This is a genomic window from Bradyrhizobium lablabi (genome assembly GCF_001440475.1).
GTDB classification, from domain to species: Bacteria; Pseudomonadota; Alphaproteobacteria; order Rhizobiales; family Xanthobacteraceae; genus Bradyrhizobium; species Bradyrhizobium lablabi.
Genome location: NZ_LLYB01000086.1, coordinates 239,463 through 259,814 on the forward strand (window position 1 = coordinate 239,463; position 20,352 = coordinate 259,814).

The 20,352-nt window shown below is 63.1% G+C and carries 22 protein-coding genes; 16 read left to right on the forward strand and 6 right to left on the reverse strand.

Annotation, left to right across the window (positions count from 1 at the left end; all coding sequences use genetic code 11):
• Window positions 1–42 precede the first annotated feature (42 nt).
• The 4 genes from CQ14_RS47880 to CQ14_RS25040 form a co-directional block, all read right to left on the reverse strand.
• Window positions 43–405 (reverse strand): nuclear transport factor 2 family protein, encoded by a 363-nt coding sequence (locus tag CQ14_RS47880; protein WP_156435373.1) that lies wholly within the window; start codon window positions 403–405, stop codon window positions 43–45.
• A 345-nt stretch (window positions 406–750) separates the two neighbouring features.
• Window positions 751–1,551 carry an SDR family NAD(P)-dependent oxidoreductase gene (locus tag CQ14_RS25030; protein ID WP_057860487.1) on the reverse strand — a complete coding sequence of 267 codons (801 nt, stop codon included), beginning with the start codon at window positions 1,549–1,551 and terminating at the stop codon, window positions 751–753.
• A 223-nt stretch (window positions 1,552–1,774) separates the two neighbouring features.
• Window positions 1,775–2,011 (reverse strand): hypothetical protein, encoded by a 237-nt coding sequence (locus CQ14_RS25035; RefSeq protein WP_057860488.1) that lies wholly within the window; start codon window positions 2,009–2,011, stop codon window positions 1,775–1,777.
• Between the two features lie 80 nt (window positions 2,012–2,091).
• Window positions 2,092–3,150: a polysaccharide deacetylase family protein gene (locus CQ14_RS25040; RefSeq protein WP_057860489.1), complete on the reverse strand. Its 1,059-nt coding sequence runs from the start codon at window positions 3,148–3,150 to the stop codon at window positions 2,092–2,094.
• A 171-nt stretch (window positions 3,151–3,321) separates the two neighbouring features.
• Here CQ14_RS25040 and CQ14_RS25045 point away from each other — a divergent pair, with 171 nt between their 5' ends.
• The 10 genes from CQ14_RS25045 (at window position 3,322) to phoB (ending at window position 13,103) form a co-directional block, all read left to right on the forward strand.
• Window positions 3,322–4,716, forward strand: coding sequence for an OmpA family protein (locus CQ14_RS25045; protein ID WP_057860490.1), 1,395 nt, complete (start codon window positions 3,322–3,324; stop codon window positions 4,714–4,716).
• Window positions 4,717–4,718: 2 nt separating this feature from the next.
• Complete coding sequence (locus CQ14_RS25050; RefSeq protein ID WP_057860491.1) at window positions 4,719–5,015, forward strand: hypothetical protein; 297 nt, start codon at window positions 4,719–4,721, stop codon at window positions 5,013–5,015.
• A gap of 277 nt (window positions 5,016–5,292) precedes the next feature.
• Window positions 5,293–6,351, forward strand: coding sequence for a lysylphosphatidylglycerol synthase domain-containing protein (locus CQ14_RS25055; protein WP_057860492.1), 1,059 nt, complete (start codon window positions 5,293–5,295; stop codon window positions 6,349–6,351).
• A gap of 44 nt (window positions 6,352–6,395) precedes the next feature.
• Window positions 6,396–7,694, forward strand: coding sequence for an ATP-binding protein (locus CQ14_RS25060; RefSeq protein ID WP_057860493.1), 1,299 nt, complete (start codon window positions 6,396–6,398; stop codon window positions 7,692–7,694).
• 140 nt (window positions 7,695–7,834) lie between these two features.
• Complete coding sequence (gene pstS, locus CQ14_RS25065; protein WP_057860494.1) at window positions 7,835–8,845, forward strand: phosphate ABC transporter substrate-binding protein PstS; 1,011 nt, start codon at window positions 7,835–7,837, stop codon at window positions 8,843–8,845.
• Window positions 8,846–9,002: 157 nt separating this feature from the next.
• Entirely contained in the window at window positions 9,003–9,992 is a 990-nt protein-coding gene (pstC, locus tag CQ14_RS25070) for a phosphate ABC transporter permease subunit PstC (protein WP_057860495.1), read from the forward strand.
• Window position 9,993: 1 nt separating this feature from the next.
• On the forward strand, window positions 9,994–10,839 hold the full coding sequence (gene pstA / locus CQ14_RS25075) for a phosphate ABC transporter permease PstA (protein ID WP_057860496.1): 846 nt from the start codon (window positions 9,994–9,996) through the stop codon (window positions 10,837–10,839).
• Window positions 10,836–11,657 carry a phosphate ABC transporter ATP-binding protein PstB gene (pstB, locus tag CQ14_RS25080; RefSeq protein ID WP_057860497.1) on the forward strand — a complete coding sequence of 274 codons (822 nt, stop codon included), beginning with the start codon at window positions 10,836–10,838 and terminating at the stop codon, window positions 11,655–11,657. The genes pstA and pstB overlap by 4 nt, the downstream gene beginning before the upstream one ends.
• Before the next feature lie 13 nt (window positions 11,658–11,670).
• Window positions 11,671–12,387 carry a phosphate signaling complex protein PhoU gene (gene phoU, locus CQ14_RS25085; protein WP_057860498.1) on the forward strand — a complete coding sequence of 239 codons (717 nt, stop codon included), beginning with the start codon at window positions 11,671–11,673 and terminating at the stop codon, window positions 12,385–12,387.
• 11 nt (window positions 12,388–12,398) lie between these two features.
• Window positions 12,399–13,103 carry a phosphate regulon transcriptional regulator PhoB gene (phoB, locus tag CQ14_RS25090; protein ID WP_028351834.1) on the forward strand — a complete coding sequence of 235 codons (705 nt, stop codon included), beginning with the start codon at window positions 12,399–12,401 and terminating at the stop codon, window positions 13,101–13,103.
• Window positions 13,104–13,290: 187 nt separating this feature from the next.
• On the opposite strand, the gene CQ14_RS25095 is transcribed toward phoB, so the two are convergent.
• Window positions 13,291–13,803 carry a GcrA family cell cycle regulator gene (locus CQ14_RS25095; RefSeq protein ID WP_057860499.1) on the reverse strand — a complete coding sequence of 171 codons (513 nt, stop codon included), beginning with the start codon at window positions 13,801–13,803 and terminating at the stop codon, window positions 13,291–13,293.
• Between the two features lie 500 nt (window positions 13,804–14,303).
• Here CQ14_RS25095 and CQ14_RS25100 point away from each other — a divergent pair, with 500 nt between their 5' ends.
• The 4 genes from CQ14_RS25100 to CQ14_RS25110 all read left to right on the forward strand — a co-directional run bounded on the left by CQ14_RS25100 (window position 14,304) and on the right by CQ14_RS25110 (window position 17,896).
• Window positions 14,304–15,512: an aspartate aminotransferase family protein gene (locus CQ14_RS25100; protein WP_057860554.1), complete on the forward strand. Its 1,209-nt coding sequence runs from the start codon at window positions 14,304–14,306 to the stop codon at window positions 15,510–15,512.
• Window positions 15,512–16,438 carry an ornithine carbamoyltransferase gene (gene argF / locus CQ14_RS25105; RefSeq protein ID WP_057860555.1) on the forward strand — a complete coding sequence of 309 codons (927 nt, stop codon included), beginning with the start codon at window positions 15,512–15,514 and terminating at the stop codon, window positions 16,436–16,438. The genes CQ14_RS25100 and argF overlap by 1 nt, the downstream gene beginning before the upstream one ends.
• Window positions 16,439–16,638: 200 nt before the next feature.
• The gene (locus CQ14_RS43855; RefSeq protein WP_199805608.1) at window positions 16,639–16,782 is read left to right on the forward strand and encodes a hypothetical protein; all 144 of its coding nucleotides are present in this window, start codon (window positions 16,639–16,641) and stop codon (window positions 16,780–16,782) included.
• 109 nt (window positions 16,783–16,891) lie between these two features.
• On the forward strand, window positions 16,892–17,896 hold the full coding sequence (locus tag CQ14_RS25110) for an Hsp33 family molecular chaperone (RefSeq protein WP_057860500.1): 1,005 nt from the start codon (window positions 16,892–16,894) through the stop codon (window positions 17,894–17,896).
• 54 nt (window positions 17,897–17,950) lie between these two features.
• Here CQ14_RS25110 and CQ14_RS43860 read toward each other — a convergent pair whose 3' ends face one another.
• On the reverse strand, window positions 17,951–18,157 hold the full coding sequence (locus tag CQ14_RS43860; protein WP_156435380.1) for a hypothetical protein: 207 nt from the start codon (window positions 18,155–18,157) through the stop codon (window positions 17,951–17,953).
• A 205-nt stretch (window positions 18,158–18,362) separates the two neighbouring features.
• On the opposite strand from CQ14_RS43860, the gene CQ14_RS25115 reads away from it, so the two are divergent.
• Window positions 18,363–19,406, forward strand: coding sequence for an AraC family transcriptional regulator (locus CQ14_RS25115; RefSeq protein WP_057860501.1), 1,044 nt, complete (start codon window positions 18,363–18,365; stop codon window positions 19,404–19,406).
• Between the two features lie 203 nt (window positions 19,407–19,609).
• Complete coding sequence (locus tag CQ14_RS25120; protein ID WP_082650023.1) at window positions 19,610–19,987, forward strand: hypothetical protein; 378 nt, start codon at window positions 19,610–19,612, stop codon at window positions 19,985–19,987.
• Window positions 19,988–20,352 lie beyond the last annotated feature (365 nt).

Genomic DNA, 20,352 nt, shown 5'->3' on the forward strand with positions numbered 1-20,352 from the left:
CCGTACAGGCGGTAGATTGAGCACTCGTCGCTGGACAGACGCTCACGCGCTATCGCTATTCGTGAGCGCTGCTATCAGTGCCGGCAAACGGCCCATCACGGCTGCCATGAACGCGTGATTGTGATAGTCGCGCGATGCAACGATCTTGCCCCCGCGAACGCGTGAGACCTGAATGTTCGAGACACGAAAGTTGCGTCCGGTGCCGGTGACCACGCCGTCATAGTCCCATTCGGCGATCGCGACCTCGGGATCGGCTGTTTGATGCACGAGCATATTGCGGACTTCAAGCGTCAATGGCGCGGCAGCAAAGCTGGCGAAGACGGATCGCGTCCCGTCCCTCGGTCCGCATCGGAGACGGAAGCGCGAAAGGATGCTCGACAATGGCGTCGTGGGCATAGAGTTCATGAAGCCGTTCCCAGGCCCGATCGGCTATGCCGTTCATGAGCTCTCTCAAAACCTGTTCTGGGCTTGGATGATCAGGCACGGTGCTTCTCCATTGCGAAGACTGCTTGCAGTCGACCAAACGATGCTATCGCGAGTTGACCAGCGTGCCGAAGGCTGAATTCGAATACGGGAAAGAGTGACAGGCGAATGCCTTAACCTCTCCGCGCTTGCGGGGAGAGGTCGGATCGCGTTTGCGATCCGGGTGAGGGGGGGTACAGGTCTATCGATAATGCACAGCTCGCGGAGAGAGCCCCTCACCCCAACCCTCTCCCCGCAAGAGCGGGGCGAGGGAGCACAGCGTCGCCACTACCCCGCGATCTCGCTGCCCGCGCTTGCATACACCACGCCGCCGTCCACCGCGATGGTGTTGCCGACCACATAATCCCCGGCGCGCGAGGCGAGATAGATCGCTACTCCCGCCATATCTTCATCGCTGCCGATGCGCCGCGCCGGAACGCGCTTGGCTACCTCGTCGCCATGGTCGCGCGCGGCGCGATTCATGTCCGACTTGAAGGCGCCCGGCGCGATCGCGGTGACGTTAATGTTCTCCTTGATCAGCTTGGTGGCCATGCGCCGCGTCAGGTGGATCACCGCCGCCTTGCTCGCGGCGTAGGAATAGGTCTCCATCGGATTGACGAAGATGCCGTCGATGGAGGCGACGTTGATGACCTTGGCAGGCCGCTCGGGGCTTGCCGCCGCGCGCAGCGGCTTTGCCAGCGCCTTGGTCAGGAAGAACAGCGACTTGACGTTGAGGTCCATCACCTTGTCCCAGCCGCTTTCCGGGAATTCGTCGAACTCCGCGCCCCATGCCGCGCCGGCATTGTTGACGAGGATGTCGAGCTTCGGCTCCAGCTTGATGATTTCTGAGGCGAGTTTTTCGCAGCCCGCCACCGTCGAGATGTCGATCGGCAGCGCGATGCATTCGCCGTCATAGGCGGCAGTGAGTTCTTTCGCGGTGGCTTCGCAGGGACCGGCCTTGCGCGCTGTGATGTAAACCTTCGCCGCGCCCTGCGCGAGAAAACCGGCCGCGATCATCTTGCCGATGCCGCGTGAGCCACCCGTCACCACCGCGACGCGGCCATTGAGCGAAAACAGATCCTTGAACATTGCATTCCTCCATTGCTTTGCCGCCGGTTTTGGGCGGGGGAGGGCGGCAAGTCAAGGAAGGGGATTGGACCCGTAGCCCGGATGGAGCGAAGCGCAATCCGGGGAAGGAGCGGCCAAATTCTTAAAGCCCACGGCTCTGCCGGAGGATACTTATACCTGAGCCACTGTCCGCAGGCGCGGCGGGTCTGCGGCGCGCGTTCGCCTCATCGGGAATGCAACGAGGTTATTTCTTTGCTCGCCCGATTAGAACCAAATCGCCATCTGGTTCTTCTTCATAATGAATAAGGCCGTACAGCGGAAATTTGATCAACACACCTCTATTCAGAGACGCCCATTCCGCTTTCGGATACTCCTCACTGTACTCGTTAGTGTCGATCGAGCACACGACGATTCCTCCGGAATCTTCACCAATCCTGACTTTATCGCCGAGCCGGATGCTTTGACCGTCGGGATATTTCATCGGACACCTACTTTACGAAGAGTTGAATCGGTATCCAGTTCGCTCGCGCGCCGTCCGGGCTATGGCGCTACGAATTGTATCTACGCCGCGTCGATGCGGCGAAAGCCGTTCCACATGGCGGTGGCGGCGCCCGATGTCAGGACCGGGAGGATGCGCGCGTCCTGGTAATTGCCGTTGAGCGAGACCCGCTGCAGCGCGGTCATGTGGTCGGCGCTTTCCGGGAAGAGCATGCCCGGCCGCGTCGTGACCGCGGTCTTGAATCCAACAGCTTTCGCCAGGGCGAATTCGCGCCGCCCGGCCGCGATCCGGTCGCCATAGGGATAGGCGAGGTGCAGCGCCGGCCGCTGCAATTCCCCTTCGATCCGCGCGCGGCTGGTCGCCAGTTCGAACGAGGCGGTGTCTTCGCTCTGCCGCGCCAGATTGCAATGCGTGATCGTATGCGCGCCGATCGTCACCAGGGGATCGTCCGCGAACGCCTTCAATTCTTCCCAGGACATGCAGAGCTCGCGGGCGATCGGAGCTTCGTCCACCTCGTGGCGCGTGCATAGCGCGGAGATTTCGCGCTGGAGGTCGTGCTCGCCCGGCAGCCCACGCAGCCAGTCGTGCAGCCGGTCGAAGGCGGCCTGCTTGGCCGCCGGCGTCGAGGTGTCGAGGCGGGTCGCCATGCCGCCGATCGGGACCTCGATCGAGGACGCCCTGGCGATTGCCTTCTCGAGCGCGACCCACCACAACCTTCCGGTGCCTTCGGCGAAATCGCTCGTGACGTAGACGGTCATCGGCGCGTCGAATTCGCGCATCACCGGCAAAGCGTGATCGCGGTTGTCGCGATAGCCGTCATCGAGGGTGAAGCAGGCGAAGCGCCGCGCAAAATTGCGCTCCTGGAGTCGCTGATGCGCTTCATCCATGGTGACGATGTCGACGTCGAGCGCGCGAAGATGCGCCAGCATCGCCCGCAGGAATTCCGGCTCGACCTCGAGATGGTGATTGGGCTGAAACGCGCCGTCGCGGCGGGGACGGACATGGTGCAGCATGAAGATGACGCCGACACCTGCGAAGATTGGTCGCAGCAGGTAATGCGCCCCGGAGAAGTACAGCGCTTCCAGCCCGGCGCGAATAACGGTGTTGCGAAGCAGTTTCATTTTGTGGTTGGGGGGCTGCCCGGTTGTATTACAGGACCGAAACTAGCGACAGACCGCTGAACAAACAGTTAGCCGGACCGATTCCGGACCCTTTCGCGCCTGCGACATTTCGGGTTTGACAGCCCTGCAAGGGTTTGTTTTCTCTGCATTCCGGACCCGGCAGGAACTCGAATGCGCGGACTTTTCAAGTGGAGTAGCAAATGGTGGCCGGGCGTTATTCCTCTGGTCATCTTTTGGGCGATCGCGGCCTGGACGAGCACCGAACCGCTGGAAGCCGATCTGGCGCAGCGTTCGGCCGCCGCCCTCAAGGACACTGTCCTCAATAAGACGCGAATCTCGGTCGCCGGGCGCGACGTGACCCTGGGCGCGGATGCGTTCTCGGAAGACGGCCGGCAGGGCGCTGTGGCGTCGGTGGAGACGGTGCCGGGGGTGCGGCTGGTCAATGATGAAACCCGGCTCGTTCCCGAGGCCAAGCCGTTCGTCTGGTCGGCCGAACGCGATGTCGTTCGGGTGACACTATCGGGAAGTTCGCCGCTACCGGCAAGCAAGAGCCGGTTGATGGAGGCGGCGCGCGCCAATCTCGGCGGCGTCGAAGTGGTCGACCGGATGGATCTGTCGCGCGGCGCGCCGCCGCGTTTCGACAATGCCGCGCTGCTGCTGCTCGATCAGATCGGCAAGCTGAAGGAAGGCAAGATCACGGTGTCGGACACCCAGGTCAGTCTATCGGGCATGGCGCGCGAGCTCGGCGGCCGCGAAGCCATCGCCGCCGCGCTGAAAAATCTGCCCGAAGGTTTTTCGGTCGCAGCCAACGAGGTCAAGGCGCCGCCTTATGTCTTCCAGGCCTACAAGGATCCGGTCGCGGTGACGCTGACGCTGACCGGCAACGTGCCCGACAACAATGTCCACGCCGCGCTGGTGGCGGCGGCGGGACGCAAGTTCTTCAGCGAAAAAGTCGTCGACAGTCTCAAGCCGAGCATCGGCGCGCCGTCGGGTTTTGCCAGCGCGGTGGTGCCGGCGCTGGGAGCGCTGTCGCGGCTGTCGACCGGCACGCTGGTCGTCTCCGACCGGGAGGTGAAGCTGTCGGGCGATGCGCTGTATGAGGCTGCCGCCAGTCAGATCCGCGCCGGCCTCGGCAAGGACTTTCCGCAGGGCTGGCAGTTCAAGCCGGAAATCTCGGTCAAGCCGCCGGCCGCGCCGGTCGATGCGACCGTGTGCCAGCAGCTATTCACCGATCTGCTCGGCAAGGCGCGGATCCGCTTCGAGCCCGGCAAGGCCGACATTGTCGCCGACTCCGCCGGCCTGCTCGACCGCCTGATCGAGACCGCGCTGCGATGTCCGACCGCCAATATCGAAATCGCCGGCCACACCGATAGCGACGGCGACGAGGCGGCCAACCAGACGCTGTCCGAGAAGCGGGCGCAGGCGGTTGCCGACCATCTGGTCAGGGCGGGATTGCCGGCCAACCGGTTCAGCGCAGTCGGCTATGGTTCGACCCAGCCGATTGCCGGTAACGATACCGACCAGGGCAAGGCGCAGAACCGCCGCATCGATTTCGTGGTGAAGTGAGTATGGCCTATCTGACCACATTCTACTGGGGCTGGTTGTTGGGATCGGTGCTGCTCGGCTTCGCCATGGGCTGGATATCCGTGGTCCAGCACGGCGACGGTATCCCGCGGAAATGGCGATGGTGGGTCGCGGCCCTGGTCGCGGCGCTGGTCGCAGCCGCGGTCGCGCGTGTCGTGCCCGGCCGTTTCGGCTACTGGCTCGATCTCGGCCTGATCATGTTCGGCCTTTATCTCTGCGGTTGTACAATCGGATCATGGTTGCGCGACTGGGTGGTCTCGCGAACGGCACCGCCGGCCTGATTGCCTCATGCGCCGGTCAACTTTACAGCTGTCATTGTCACGGGTTGTTGACCAGTCCCTTCTAGGGTCCGGAACCGCCGCCGGGCGGCGGGATTTCAGTAAAACGGTGCTAGTGCCGTCATGGACCACGCCTAATATCTTGAAGGGGCGCGTTTTATTGTCGTTAGGCGAATTCCACTCCGGCTCAAAACGCGCTACCAGAGGGGCGAGGGAGCAGCGTAGCGTCGGCGGGGTTCGCGCCATAGCCGTCGTCGCAGAAGCGCAATTCGAGGTATAGATGCTGGAAGCAATACGCAGGGCAATGTCGTTTCTGCGCCAGAAACAGGTCCTGCATAAGCTCGGTGTTGTCATCAGCATCACGGTCATCGCCGTTGCATGCTACGTGCTCTATCACATGCTCCGCGGCATCGACACCAACGAGGTGATCGACGCCATCAAGGGCACCGAGCCGAGCCAGATCGCGCTGGCGGCGCTGTTCGTTGCGGCGGGTTATTTCACGCTCACCTTCTATGACTGGTTCGCGGTCCGCGCCATCGGCCAGCGCCATGTGCCCTACCGCGTCAACGCGCTGGCGGCCTTCACCTCCTATTCGATCGGGCACAATGTCGGCGCCAGCGTCTTCACCGGCGGCGCGGTGCGCTACCGGATCTATTCGGCCTGGGGGCTGAACGCGATCGACGTCGCCAAGATCTGCTTCCTCGCCGGGCTTACCTTCTGGCTCGGCAACGCCGCGGTCCTGGGACTGGGCATTGCCTACCACCCGGAAGCCGCCGCCTCGATCGATCAACTGCCGGCCTGGCTCAACCGCATCGCGGCGTTCGCCATCATCGTCGGACTGGTCGGATATGTCTGCTGGGTCTGGGCCCAGCCGCGCAGCGTCGGCCGCGGGCCGTGGACGGTCACGCTGCCGGGCGGCCCGCTGACGCTGCTGCAGATCGCCATCGGCATCGTCGATCTCGGCTTCTGCGCGCTGGCGATGTACATGCTGGTGCCGGACGAGCCCCAGATCGGCTTCGTCGTCGTCGCGGTGATCTTCGTTTCGGCGACCCTGCTGGGCTTTGCCAGTCATTCCCCGGGCGGGCTCGGCGTGTTCGATGCCGCCATGCTGGTCGGCCTCTGGCAGATGGACCGGGAGGAACTGCTCGCCGGCATGCTGCTGTTCCGCGTCCTCTATTATATCGGGCCCTTTGTCATATCTGTAATCTTGCTGACGCTTCGGGAGATTATCATCGGCGCGCGATCGAAGCGCCTGCGCCAACTGGCGGCTGCTGCCGATCCCGAGCCGAGGCATGAAGCCCCCGTCTATGTGCGCGAGCGTGGAGACACGGGCACCTGATGACGCGGCGGACGCCTCGCGAGTAGAGGAGGAAGACCTGCGCCATGGCGATCGATGATTCTCACTCTTCCTCGTTCTTTGCACCGTGGCCGGACCGGTTGCGGCATTCGGCCATCATCCTGCTGGCCGCCGGCCTGGCGCTCTGCGCGCTCGTGCTGCTGGCCGACCTCTCGCTGCCGCGTGCCGTCGCCGTTTTCATCTGCATCTCGGCCGCCGCGCTGGTGCCGTGGCGGCTGCATCATGTGGCAGCCTCGCGAGACGATGTCCGGGCCGTCAGCCCGGTCGAGTCTGCTGCCGTCAGCGCGGTTGTTGCCGGCATGCCGGATCCGGCCGTGCTGCTCGACCGCGCCGGGCGCGTCATTCACCTCAATGCAGCGGCTGCCCAGCTTGCGCCCGCGCTGCGCAAGAACGAGCTCGCGCAGTTCGCGCTGCGCTCGCCCGAAATCATCACCGCGCTGCGCGAGGCGATCGCGACCACCGAGCCGCGCCGCGCCAGCTATCTCGATCAGGTGCCGGTCGACCGCTGGATGGAACTGATTATCACGCCGGTGCCGGTTCCCACCCTGTTCGGCGGTACTGAAAAATGCATGCTGCTAACCTTCCACGACCAGACGCCGCTGCGGCGGGTCGAGGAGATGCGCGCCGATTTCGTCGCCAATGCCAGCCATGAACTGCGCACGCCGCTCGCGGCGTTGTCGGGCTTCATCGATACGCTGCAGGGTCCGGCCAAGGAGGATGCCAAGGCGCGCGAGCGCTTTCTGTCGATCATGCATACGCAGGCGACGCGGATGGCGCGGCTGATCGACGATTTGCTGTCGCTGTCGCGGGTCGAATTGTCGGCCCATGTCCGGCCCGACGCCTGCGTCGATATCGTGCCGATCATCCGCCAGGTCGCCGACGGGCTGGAGCCGCTGGCGCGCGAGCGGCAGGTTGCGATCGAAATCGATCTGCCCGCATCGGCGACGATCGCGGGCGACCGCGAGGAACTGCTGCGGCTGTTCGAGAACCTGATCGAAAACGCGCTCAAATATGGCGCGTCCGGCGAGCGGGTGGTCGTCTCCCTGAAGGAGGCCGCATCCGGCGACGGTACGCCGGAACTCCGCGTCATGGTCCGCGATTTCGGCCCCGGGATTGCGCCGGAGCACCTGCCGCGGCTCACCGAACGCTTCTATCGGGTCGATGTCGGCGACAGCCGTGCCCAAGGTGGAACCGGGCTCGGTTTATCCTTGGTGAAACATATTCTTAACCGCCATCGCGGCCGGCTTTTGATCGAAAGCGTGCCCAAAAACGGGGCGACCTTTACCGCCTGTTTTCCCCAGGCAAAACTGTCATCATCGGCATAAATACAAGCAAATTCAGTTGCTTGTCTCTGTCATCCAACTGTCATCGAACCTTCGTAAAAGCTCTATCGACCGCACCTAAACGGGCGGCGTGAGCGCGATCGGGCGCATCCGGCGCTTCGCTCACCAGATGGAGACCGACCATGAATTTGATCAGGACAATCGTCGCCGCCGGCCTGGTCGCCGCGTCGACCTCGGCCCTTGCTGCCGACATCACCGGCGCAGGCGCCACCTTCCCGTTCCCGATCTATTCGAAGTGGGCCGACGCCTACAAGAAGGAGACCGGCAACGGCCTGAACTACCAGTCGATCGGCTCCGGCGCCGGCATCAAGCAGATCCAGGCCAAGACCGTGACCTTCGGCGCCACCGACGCGCCGCTGAAGCATGAGCAACTCGAAAAGGACGGCCTGGTGCAGTGGCCGATGGTGATGGGCGCGATCGTGCCGGTCGTGAACCTCGAAGGCGTCAAGCCGGGCGAACTGGTGCTGTCGGGCGAAGTGCTCGGCGACATCTATCTCGGCAAGATCAAGAAGTGGGACGATGCCGCGATCGCCAAGCTCAATCCGAAGCTGAAGCTGCCGGCCGACGCCATCACCGTGGTCCGCCGCTCCGACGGTTCGGGCACCACCTTCAACTTCACCGACTACCTGTCGAAGTCGAACGCCGAATGGAAAGCCAAGGCTGGCACCGGCACCGCGGTCGAATGGCCGACCGGCGTCGGCGCCAAGGGCAATGAAGGCGTTGCCGGCAATATCGGCCAGACCAAGAACGCGATCGGTTACGTCGAATATGCCTACGCCAAGCAGAACAAGCTGACCTATGCGGCGATGATCAACAAGGCCGGCAAGACCGTGCAGCCGACCATCGCAGCCTTCCAGGCGGCCGCTTCCAACGCCGACTGGGCCAAGGCGCCCGGCTACTACGTGATCCTCACCGACCAGCCCGGCGAAGCCTCCTGGCCGATCACCGCGGCGACCTTCATCCTCATGCACAAGGATGCGACCGACAAGGCGGCGTCCCAGGAAGCCATCAAGTTCTTCAAATGGTCGTTCGAGAAGGGCGGCAAGATGGCCGAAGAACTCGACTACATCCCGATGCCGGACTCGGTGGTCAAGCTGATCGAGAAGACCTGGACCTCGGAGATCAAGAGCTGACGGGACCGACGTCTCGCAACGCGATCGCTCAACCCGGAACGTCCGGGTTGAGCACCCTCTCGGGACAAGAGAGGCAAGAACAATGCGCGAGCCGAAAAAGCCGTGCACCGCGGTCCGGGTTATTGGGCTATAGTAAAGGGGATTGGGCGTGGCAGAAATGGCGGTTGAAAGCGATGTGATGGAAGCTGCCGGACCCTACGATCGCGCACGGGCCCTCAGCGCTTTCAAGCTTGGCGATATCACCTTCTACTGGATCACGCGCGCCTGCGCGATCTCGGTTCTCCTCATCCTCGGCGGCATCATCATCTCGCTGATCGTGGGCGCCTGGCCCGCGATGCGGGAATATGGCGCGGCCTTCCTATGGACGCAGCGCTGGGCGCCGTCCGCCGATCCGCCGGTGCTGGGCGCGCTCGGCCCGATCTACGGCACGCTGATCACCTCCGTGATCGCGATGATGATCGCCATTCCCGTCGGCCTCGGCATTGCGGTGTTCCTCACCGAAATCTGCCCGCTCTGGCTGCGTCGTCCCATTGGTCTCGCGGTCGAACTGCTCGCCGGCATCCCCTCGATCATCTACGGCATGTGGGGCTTCTTCGTGCTGGGCCCGTTCCTGGCGAACACGTTCCAGCCCTTCATGATCAGCATTTTCGACGGCGTGCCGGTGCTCGGCGCGATCTTCGCCGGTCCGCCGTCCTATCTCAGCCTGTTCAACGCCTCGCTGATTCTGGCGATCATGGTGCTGCCCTTCATCACCTCGATCTCGGTCGACGTCTTCAAGACCGTGCCGCCGGTGCTGAAGGAAGCCGCCTATGGCGTCGGCTGCACCACCTGGGAAGTCGTCCGCAACGTGGTCATCCCCTATACCCGCGTCGGCGTGATCGGCGGCATCATGCTGGCGCTCGGCCGTGCGCTCGGCGAGACTATGGCGGTCACCTTCATCATCGGCAATTCGTTCAAGATCCAGTCCTCGATCTTCGCGCCGGGCACCACGATTTCCGCGGCCATCGCCTCCGAATTCGCCGAGAGCGACGGCCTGCACCAGTCCGGCCTGATCCTGCTCGGTTTGCTGCTGTTCGTTCTGACGTTCTTCGTGCTGGCGGCCGCGCGGCTGATGCTGATGCGGCTGGAAAAGAAGGCGGGGAACTAAGATGAACCCGATCTACGCTTCCCGCCGCCGCAAGAACGTCGTCATCAAGTTCCTGTGCCTTTGCGCCGCGGCGTTCGGCGTCACCTGGCTCGCGCTGATCCTGTTCACGCTGTTCTACAACGGCCTGACCGGGCTTTCGCTGCAGGTCTTTGCCCAGGATACGCCGCCGCCCGGCTCGACCGAAGGCGGCCTCCGCAACGCCATCGTCGGCTCGATCATCATGACGGTGATCGGCGTCGGCATCGGCGCGCCGCTCGGCCTGTTTGCCGGCACCTACCTCGCCGAATACGGCAAGCACGACAAGCTCACCTCGGTGATCCGCTTCATCAACGACATCCTGCTGAGCGCGCCCTCGATCATCATCGGCCTGTTCATCTACGGCGCCATCGTGGTGCCGATGGGCGGCTTCTCGGCCTTTGCCGGGTGTCTCGCGCTCGCCGTGATCGTGATCCCCGTCGTGGTCCGCACCACCGAGGACATGCTGGGACTGGTGCCCAATCCGCTTCGTGAGGCGGCGTCCGCGCTCGGCCTGCCGCGCTCGCTGGTGATCCGCCGGATCGCCTATCGCGCGGCACGATCGGGTCTGATCACCGGCGTCCTGCTCGCCACCGCCCGCGTTGCCGGCGAAACCGCGCCGCTGTTGTTCACCGCGCTGTCGAACCAGTTCTTCAGCCTGAACCTGACCAAGACGATGGCGAACCTGCCGGTGACCATCAACAACTTCGTCCAGAGCCCCTATGCCTACTGGAAGGAACTCGCCTGGAGCGGGGCCTTGCTGATCACGCTCACCGTGTTGGCCCTGAATATTGGCGCGCGCATTCTCGGCGCCGAGAGGACATCCAAATGACCGATCTTTCCGTATCCGTGAGTTCCGCCAGTGGCCCAGCCCCGCAGGTGCCGTTGCCCGAGGCTGCGCCCAAGGTCACCGCGCGCGGCCTGAACTTCTACTATGGCGAACACCATGCGCTGAAGAACATCAACCTGACGCTCGGCACCAACCGCGTCACCGCCTTCATCGGCCCATCCGGCTGCGGCAAGTCCACGCTGCTGCGCATCTTCAACCGGATGTACGATCTCTATCCGGGCCAGCGCGCCACCGGCCAGCTCTTGCTGGACCAGACCAACATCCTCGACCCCAAGCTCGACCTCAATCTCTTGCGGGCCCGGGTCGGCATGGTGTTCCAGAAGCCGACGCCGTTCCCGATGACGATCTACGAAAACATCGCCTTCGGCATCCGGCTTTATGAGAAGATCTCGAAGTCGGAAATGGACGGCCGGGTCGAGAAGGCGCTGCGCGGCGGCGCGCTGTGGAACGAGGTCAAGGACAAGCTCAATGCCAGCGGCCTGTCGCTGTCCGGCGGCCAGCAGCAGCGGCTCTGCATCGCCCGCACGGTCGCCGTCAGGCCCGAGGTGATCCTGTTCGACGAACCCTGTTCGGCGCTCGACCCGATCTCGACCGCCAAGATCGAGGAACTGATTCAGGAGCTGGCGGAGGACTACACCATCGCCATCGTCACCCATAACATGCAGCAGGCGGCGCGCGTCTCCGACAAGACCGCCTTCATGTATCTCGGCGAGCTGATCGAATTCGACGACACCAACAAGATTTTCACTTCGCCGAGTGATCGACGCACCCAGGACTACATCACCGGCCGGTTCGGTTGAGGAGATTTGAGAGATGGCTTCCGAACACACCGCCAAGGCATTCGACAGCGACCTTCAGGAGCTGACCCGTCTGGTTGCCGAGATGGGCGGCCTCGCCGAACGCATGATCACCGAATCCGTCGATGCGCTGGTCCGCCGGGATGTCGCACTGGGCAAGCGCGTCGTCGCGTCAGACGTCGAGATCGACCGCCTGCAGCACCTGATCGAGGAGCGCGCGGTATTGACCATCGCCCGCCGCCAGCCGATGGCGATCGATCTGCGCGAAATCGTCGGCGCCATGCGCGTCGCCACCGATCTGGAGCGGATCGGCGATCTCGCCAAGAACATGGGCAAGCGGGTCGCGGCGCTGGAGAACGATTTCCAACCGCTGAAGCTGATGCGCGGCCTCGAACACATGACCGATCTCGTGCAAACGCAGGTCAAGTCGGTGCTCGATGCCTATGCGGCACACGACCTGCCGGCGGCGATGGCGGTCTGGAAGGGCGACGAGGAAGTCGACGCCATCTGCACCTCGCTGTTCCGCGAGCTGCTCACCTATATGATGGAAGACCCGCGCAACATCTCGTTCTGCATTCATTTGATGTTCTGCGCCAAGAATATCGAGCGGATCGGCGACCATGCCACCAACATCGCCGAAACCGTGTTCTACATGATCGAAGGCCAGCAGATGCTCGACAAGCGCCCGAAGGGCGACATGACGACGTTTGCCACCACGCTTCCGAATAGCTGAGGATAATAGGGATGAGCGCACGCATTATGGTGGTCGAGGACGAGGAAGCGCTGACCACGCTGTTGCGCTACAACCTCGACGCCGAAGGCTATGAGGTCGAAACCGTCGGCCGCGGCGACGACGCCGATACGCGGCTGAAGGAGCGCGTGCCCGACCTCGTCGTGCTCGACTGGATGCTGCCGGGCCTTTCCGGCATCGAGCTGTGCCGCCGCCTGCGCGCCCGTCCCGAAACCAAGCAGCTGCCGATCATCATGCTGACCGCGCGCGGCGAGGAGAGCGAGCGGGTGCGCGGGCTTGCGACCGGCGCCGACGACTACATCGTCAAGCCATTCTCGGTGCCGGAACTGCTGGCGCGGGTGAAGGGCCTGTTGCGACGGGCAAGCCCGGAGCGGCTCGCCACCGTCCTGACCTATGGCGACATCGAGCTCGACCGCGAGAAGCGCCGCGTCGCGCGCTCGGGCCGGCAGATCGACCTCGGCCCGACCGAGTATCGCCTGCTGGAATTCTTCCTGGAACATCCCGGCCGCGTCTTCAGCCGCGAGCAATTGCTCGACAGCGTCTGGGGCCGCGACATCTATATCGACGAGCGCACCGTCGACGTCCATATCGGCCGCCTGCGCAAGCTGCTCAATCCCGGCCGCGAGCAGGATCCGATCCGCACCGTGCGCGGCGCCGGTTATGCGCTGGATGATCGCTTTGCGAAGGTGGAGCCGTAAGGCTCCGCTATCGTCTGCGCAAACACCGCTGTCGTCCCCGCCTAGTGCGCAATTGCGCACGGGGACCATAACCACTGATGTTTGATTGTTGAGAAACGCTGGATCTCCAGCGAAGCATAACCACAAGCGCCAGTGGTTATGGGTCCCGGCTCAAGGCCGGGACGACATCTGTGAGAGCGCGCGCCCCTTACCTCGTCTGCTTCGGCGCCTGCCTGCGCCGATCGGCGGCGGGCTGGTAGGCGACGCGCGAGTGATGCGCGCAATAGGGCAGGCCGGTGAGCGCCTTGCCGCCGCAGAAGAAGAATTCCGGGCTCGAGGGATCGCCGACCGGCCAGTGGCAGGTCGCCTCGTTCAACTCGAGCAGCGACAGCCGCTGGCTCATCGGCACCACATTGTCGAAGGCAACCGGATCGGCCTCGATCTCCACCTCGAAAGCGTGCGCCAGCGCGGTGTTGCCGCGCGAGACCGGGCGCGACACCCGCATCATCTGCTGGGCGGCGGGACGCGCCTTGCGCTGCCGCGGGGCGGCCGAGGAGGGGCTCTTGGCGCGGCCGGACAGGCCCAGCCGGTGCACTTTGCCGATCACGGCGTTTCGCGTCACATTTCCGAGTTCCGCGGCAATCTGGCTCGCCGATAATCCGGCTTCCCAGAGCTTTTTCAGCTGCTCGACGCGATCGTCGGACCAGGTCAAAACGGTCATCGTAATCTTCCCTTCGCGTCGCGCCGGCCAATCGAGGGCAGCGCGGGCGATGTCATTCGTCTCAAAAATCCCTGCGGTCAGAATCCCTTAGCCCTCGCCGGGCGCGTTAACCGCGCCCGAACGTTTACGCCTGCACAAATGGACTCTTAGGGATCAGAACTGCCGCACGAGATGTCGTACCCGACAGCCCAAACGCTACAATATGGCGTGACTCGGGCGCAAGAGTCCGCGCCCCAACGTCCACATGTTCTGACATCTAGGCTTTTCACTGCGTGTTTTCCACCACACCGCAATCCTACGGATTTTGGCATCTTGCACTGCAGGAAAGGCCGTTCCGTGGCGTGTTGACAGCGTCCCCGGCCCACATAGAATGCCTCTCACGTGCCGCCCTTAAGAGGCGGCACGTTTCGTTTTCGCAAGACCGGCTGCTGCCGCGTTCGCGCCACTGCCTGCGTGTCCCCGGCCGGTCAAACCTTCAGTGCAAACCTTTTGTGATCGCCATGACCAATAGCGCCACGTCGCATCTGCTCCCCGTCTTCGCCAGGGTCGATCTCGGCTTCGAAAGCGGCGAGGGCTGCTGGCTGACATCAACCAATGGCGAGCGCTATCTCGATTTCACCTCGGGCGTCGCGGTGAATGCGCTGGGTCACTGCCATCCGCATCTGATCAAGGCGCTGCAGGAACAGGCGACAAAGCTCTGGCACATGTCGAACCTGTTCAAGTCGCCCGATGGCGAGAAGCTCGCCGCGCGGCTGTGCGAGCAGAGCTTTGCCGACTTCGTGTTCTTCTGCAATTCCGGCGCGGAGGCGATGGAGGGCGTGATCAAGGTCGTGCGCCGCTATCAATTCTCCAAGGGCCATCCCGAGCGCTATCGCCTCGTCACCTTCGAAGGCGCTTTCCATGGCCGCACGCTGGGCACGCTCGCCGCCACCGGCTCAGCCAAATATCTCGAGGGCTTTGGCCCGCCGATGGACGGTTTTGATCAGGTGCCGCACGGCGATATCGAAGCCGTGAAAAAAGCGATCGGCCCGAACACCGCGGGCATCCTGATCGAGCCGGTGCAGGGCGAGGGTGGCGTGCGCTCCGCGCCGCAATCCTTCTTCAAGGCGCTGCGCCAGCTCTGCGACGAGAAGGGTCTTCTGCTCGCCTTCGACGAGGTGCAGACCGGCATGGGCCGCACCGGCGATCTCTTTGCCTACAAGCGCGTCGGCGTGACGCCGGATGTGATGTCGCTGGCGAAAGCGCTCGGCGGTGGTTTCCCGATCGGCGCGGTGCTGGCGACGGCGGAAGCGGCCAGCGGCATGACGCCGGGCTCGCACGGCTCCACCTTCGGCGGCAATCCGCTGGCGATTTCCGCCGCCAACGCCGTGCTCGACGTGATGCTGAAGCCCGGCTTCTTCGATCACGTGCAGAAGATGTCGCTGCTGTTGAAACAGAAGCTCGCCTCCGTGGTGGACCGCTATCCCGCCGTGCTCTCGGAAGTGCGCGGCGAGGGACTCCTGGTCGGCGTCAAGGCCGTGGTGCCCTCGGGCGATCTCGTCAATGCGCTGCGCGATCAAAAACTCCTGACGGTGGGCGCCGGCGACAATGTGGTGCGATTCCTCGCGCCCCTGATCGTGACCGAGGCCGAGATCGACCAGTCCGTTCAGATGCTGGAGCGCGCCTGCGCCGCGCTGTCGGCCACGCAGTTGAAGAAGGCGGCGGGATGATGAGCAAATCCGTCCGTCACTTCCTCGACATCAACGAGCTGCCGCAGAACGAATTGCGCAACATGCTGGCGCTCGGCGCCACCATGAAGGCGAAGCTGAAGGCGCATGAGAAGAGCAAGAAGCCGCTCGAAGGCAAGACGCTGGCGATGATCTTCGAACGTCCCTCGACCCGCACGCGGGTCTCGTTCGACGTCGGCATGCGCCAGCTCGGCGGCGAGTCCATCATGCTCACGGGCGCGGAAATGCAGCTCGGCCGTGGCGAGACCATCGCCGATACCGCGCGCGTGCTGTCGCGCTATGTCGATGCGATCATGATCCGCATCCTCAACCACGATGCGTTGCTGGAACTCGCCGCGCACGCCACCGTGCCCGTGATCAACGGCCTGACGCGGCGCTCGCATCCCTGCCAGGTGATGGCCGACCTGATGACCTTCGAGGAGCATCGCGGGTCGATCGAGGGCAAGACGGTGGCCTGGACCGGCGACGACAACAACGTGCTGGCGTCCTGGGCGCACGCGGCCGAACGGTTCAAGTTCCAGCTCAATGTCGCGACCCCGCCGGAGCTCGCGCCGAAAAAGGTGATGCGCGACTGGATCAAGGCGACCGGCGCGCCGATCGTGCTTGGCACCGATCCGGAAGCCGCCGTGCGCGGCGCCGATTGCGTCGTCACCGACACCTGGGTGTCGATGGGCGACAAGGAGGGCGAGCACCGCCACAATGTGCTGAAGCCCTATCAGGTCAACGAAAAACTGATGTCGCTGGCGAACAAGGATGCGCTCTTCATGCATTGCCTGCCCGCCCATCGCGGCGAGGAGGTCACCGATGAAGTGATCGACGGTCCGCAATCGGTCGTGTTCGACGAGGCCGAAAACCGCCTGCACGCACAGAAGGGCATTCTGGCCTGGTGTTTCAACGAAGTGGCGTAGGTCTTTCCGTCGTCCCTGCGAAAGCAGGGACCCATACCGCGTGATCTATCGTTTGCTGCAGCCTGATAGACGTCGCACTTCGGTGGTGTCTCAGTTGGAACCTAAGCGGTAAGCTTCGCAAGGGAGACCTCAGGACAATGATTTGCTTGAATATCAATAACGAAGGAGCCGATCTCCGGGTTACTCGTGACGAATTATACATGCTGAACAATGCGCTGAATGAGGTCTGCAACGGCGTTCACATCCATGAAAACGCGTTTCAAACTCGATTGGTGTTCGAGCGCAGCGATCTTCTCGCGTTGTTGGCTCAGATCAACGAGTTGCTGCCACAAAATTCAAACTGAGACACTGCCCGTACTTCACAATTGCGTCCTGTGGTTATGGGTCGCTGCGTTCGCAGGGACGACGGCTACCCCCTTTCGCTTTGCTCCTTCAGACCCCAGATAGAGCGCCATGGTCTCAGATTCCCCCGACATCAAAATCACACCCGAGGCGCCCGTTCGTGCGCCCTCATCTGTTCCGGTCGATGACGCGGTGCTGCCGTTCGAGGTCGCCTCGCTCGATCTGCGCGGGCGGCTGACCCGGCTTGGCCCTGCGCTCGACGACATCCTGACCAAGCACGATTATCCGGCGCCGGTCGGAAAATTGCTCGGCGAGGCGATCGTGCTGGCGACGCTGCTCGGCACGGCGCTGAAGTTCGAGGGCCGCTTCATCCTGCAGACGCAGACCGACGGCCCGGTGTCGTTCCTGATCGTGGATTTCCAGTCGCCGGATCGGCTGCGCGCCTATGCGCGCTATGACGCGCGGCGGCTGAAGGACGGCCAGAGTTCGGGCGCGCTGCTCGGCAAGGGCCATCTCGCCATGACCATCGACCAGGGCGCGGATATGAGCCGCTATCAGGGTCTCGTGGCGCTCGACGGCGGCAGCCTCGAAGACGCGGCGCATGAATACTTCCTGCGCTCCGAGCAGATCCCGACCCGCGTGCGGCTTGCGGTCGGCGAGGAATGGCGCGGCGGCGACGGCGGCAAGCACCGCTGGCGCGCCGGCGGCATGCTGCTGCAATTCCTGCCGAAGTCGCCCGAGCGGGCGCGGCAGGCCGATCTGCATCCGGGCGATGCGCCTGACGGCACGGTGACGCATACCGTCGCCGAGGACGATGCCTGGGTCGAAGGCCAGTCGCTGATCGGCACCGTCGAGGATGTCGAACTGATCGATCCCGATCTGTCCGGCGAGCGGCTATTGTATCGCCTGTTTCACGAGCGCGGCGTGCGCGTGTTCACGCCGCTCTCTTTGCGCGCGCAATGCTCCTGCTCGCGCGAGGCGGTCTCCGCGATGCTGAAGAGCTTCGCGCCGAAAGACCGCGCCGAGATGGTCAAGGACGACAAGGTGGTGGTGACCTGCGAGTTCTGCTCCTCGGTCTACCAGTTCACCCCGCATGAAGCGGGCGTGGAGGAGTAGCGTTCGTATTCAGTTGGGTGGGCAAAGAAGTTTAAGCGACGTGCCCGCCATCCATCACCGATCACGCTGCTCGATCGTGGGCACGCTGCGCGTTACCCGAACCAGGGCAACGTCACCAACCACTGCAGCGCCTTCTTTCTCCAATGCATGGCGTGCGACGCGCAGTCGCAATGTGGTCAGACGGATGCGGTTCAGTTGCAACGCGAGCTGATCGATACGTGAACGTAGCAGCGCGGCGTTGCAGGTGGTCCTTGAGATCAATTCTCTACTCCCTTCCACTTTCACGGGCCTTGGTTCCAGGAGACGTTTAGCCGTACCGAGCTACCCAACAAGCGAAACGCGCTTGAAAACGGCATCCCGTTGCGGTGGTCAACGTGCCGCGGTAACGCATCATCTCGGGCTCGGTTTCTAAATTGTGGTCGGGTGAACTTCTTGCTATTTTCCGCCAAAGAGGTGGTTGCGAACGATGCCGCGAAGCCTGACGCGCCGATCGATCAAGCAACTGTCGAAGTTGCCGACGGTGCAGGGAGGCTTGTCGCGGCTAGCCGCCGATCGCGTGCGCCAATGCGGCGTCAAACTGGAGCCCCTGTTATCGCGCGCCGGATTGACCATCGATCAGATCGATGATCCCGAACGACGCATTTTTGCTTCCAGCCAAATCGCTTTTCTTGAAGCCGCCGCTGAGGCGCTCAACGATAATCTCCTTGGCTTTAGCCTCGCCGAGAAGTTTGACCTCAGAGATCTCGGATTGCTCTATTACGTCATGGCATCTTCCGAGACGCTTGGCGAGGCGCTGAAGCGCGCCTCTCGCTACAGCCGCATCACCAATGAAGCGGTCGTACTTCAGTATCAGGATGGGCGCGAACCCAGGCTGCGCCTGATCTATTCGGGGATTCCACGCCACGCCGATCAGCAGCAGATTGAATTCTGCATCTTTGCAATGGTGCGGGCGTCTTGCACGCTAAGTGGTCGTCGGTTTCTTCCCGAACGGGTATCCATCAGTCACGTCCGGCCGCGAGGCGTCGCGAAGTTTGCCGGTGTACTCGGAAACGCTCTCGAATTCGGCGCTGATGCCGACGAGATTAATTTCCCGAAGGGCTCGGCAGAGTGGGCCCTGGTCGATGCCGACGCGCGGCTGAACAAGATCCTGGTCAAGGTCTGCGAGGAGAGCCTGAGTTCTCGCAAATGCAAAACCGGCGATCTGCGCGTCAGGGTCGAGAACGCCATCTCTCCGTTGCTTCCGCACGGCCAAGCAAGGGCGAATGTTGTCGCCAGAAAGCTTGGGATGAGCGAGCGGACGCTGGTTCGGAGGCTCGCCGAAGAGGGTTTCTCATTTAATGAGATCCTGCAGCAGCTCAAGGCGAGCCTTGCTATCCGCTATTTGGAGGAAGATAGCTTGCCGATCTCGAGGATCGCTTGGCTTCTCGGTTTCGAGGAGGCGAGTTCGTTCAGTCACGCCTGTCGACGGTGGACTGGCAAGTCACCCCGGGAGATTCGGCTTTCGTGCTGATGTGATTGTCGCTAGCTGCCCGTAGGTGCGAAGGAGCGTGAGCGCCGTGCCCGACACCGATCGCGCTGCTCGATGGTGGGCACGCTTTCGCTTTGCTCACCCTACGAACGAGCGCATTAACCTCCCTCTCGACGCCGATCAATTATTGCGTGTAGATTTTCCTGCCGTCGCCCGACGGCTTGGTGGGCAGGGAAATCAAGAAAATGCGAATTGTACTGACGTGTCTTGGACTGTTGCTGTCGGTCGTCTCCGCGCAGGCGGACAAGGTGGTGGCCTCCGGCAAGCCGCTAAAGCTCTATGAGGCCTATTCGACCAATCCGGATTGCAGCTCCGCCGGAAACGTGGTGGTGCGGGTCGTGCAATCGCCCGAACACGGCCGGGTGAGTATCCGTCCAGCCGGTGTTTTCCCTAGATTTCCGGAGACCAATATCAGAAGCGTCTGCAATCGACGCCGCGTGCCCGGCGTGCTGGCGACCTACGTTTCGCAACGCGGATATCTCGGACCTGATTTCGTGGTGCTGGAGGTCCTGTTTCCGGCGGGAAGCGGCGGTCGCATCAGGTTTCCGATCCGGGTGATGTAGCCGTAGTGATGTAGCCATAGGGTGGGCAAAGGCGCGTTAGCGACGTGCCCACCATCCATCACCGATCGCCCCGCTTTGATGGTGGGCACGCTGGCGCTTTGCCCACCCTACAAAGGTTGAGGCAAATCACTTCTGATTTTCCGAAATCGTGTCAAGCCCGGGAATCAAAAANACTTTCGTTCTCGCCCAAATCAGTCGCATAACTCCGCCCGTCTCACGGCAAGATGAGGGGCGCTTCGCGATCGTCACGAACGCGCGGTGAGATGCGATGGACGCTGATGGCGCGCTCGACGTACGCGCCGGATGCGTACGGCGAAGTCGTGTGGTTCGGACGCCGCGGTGCTGGCGTTAAGTTGGTGGGAAGT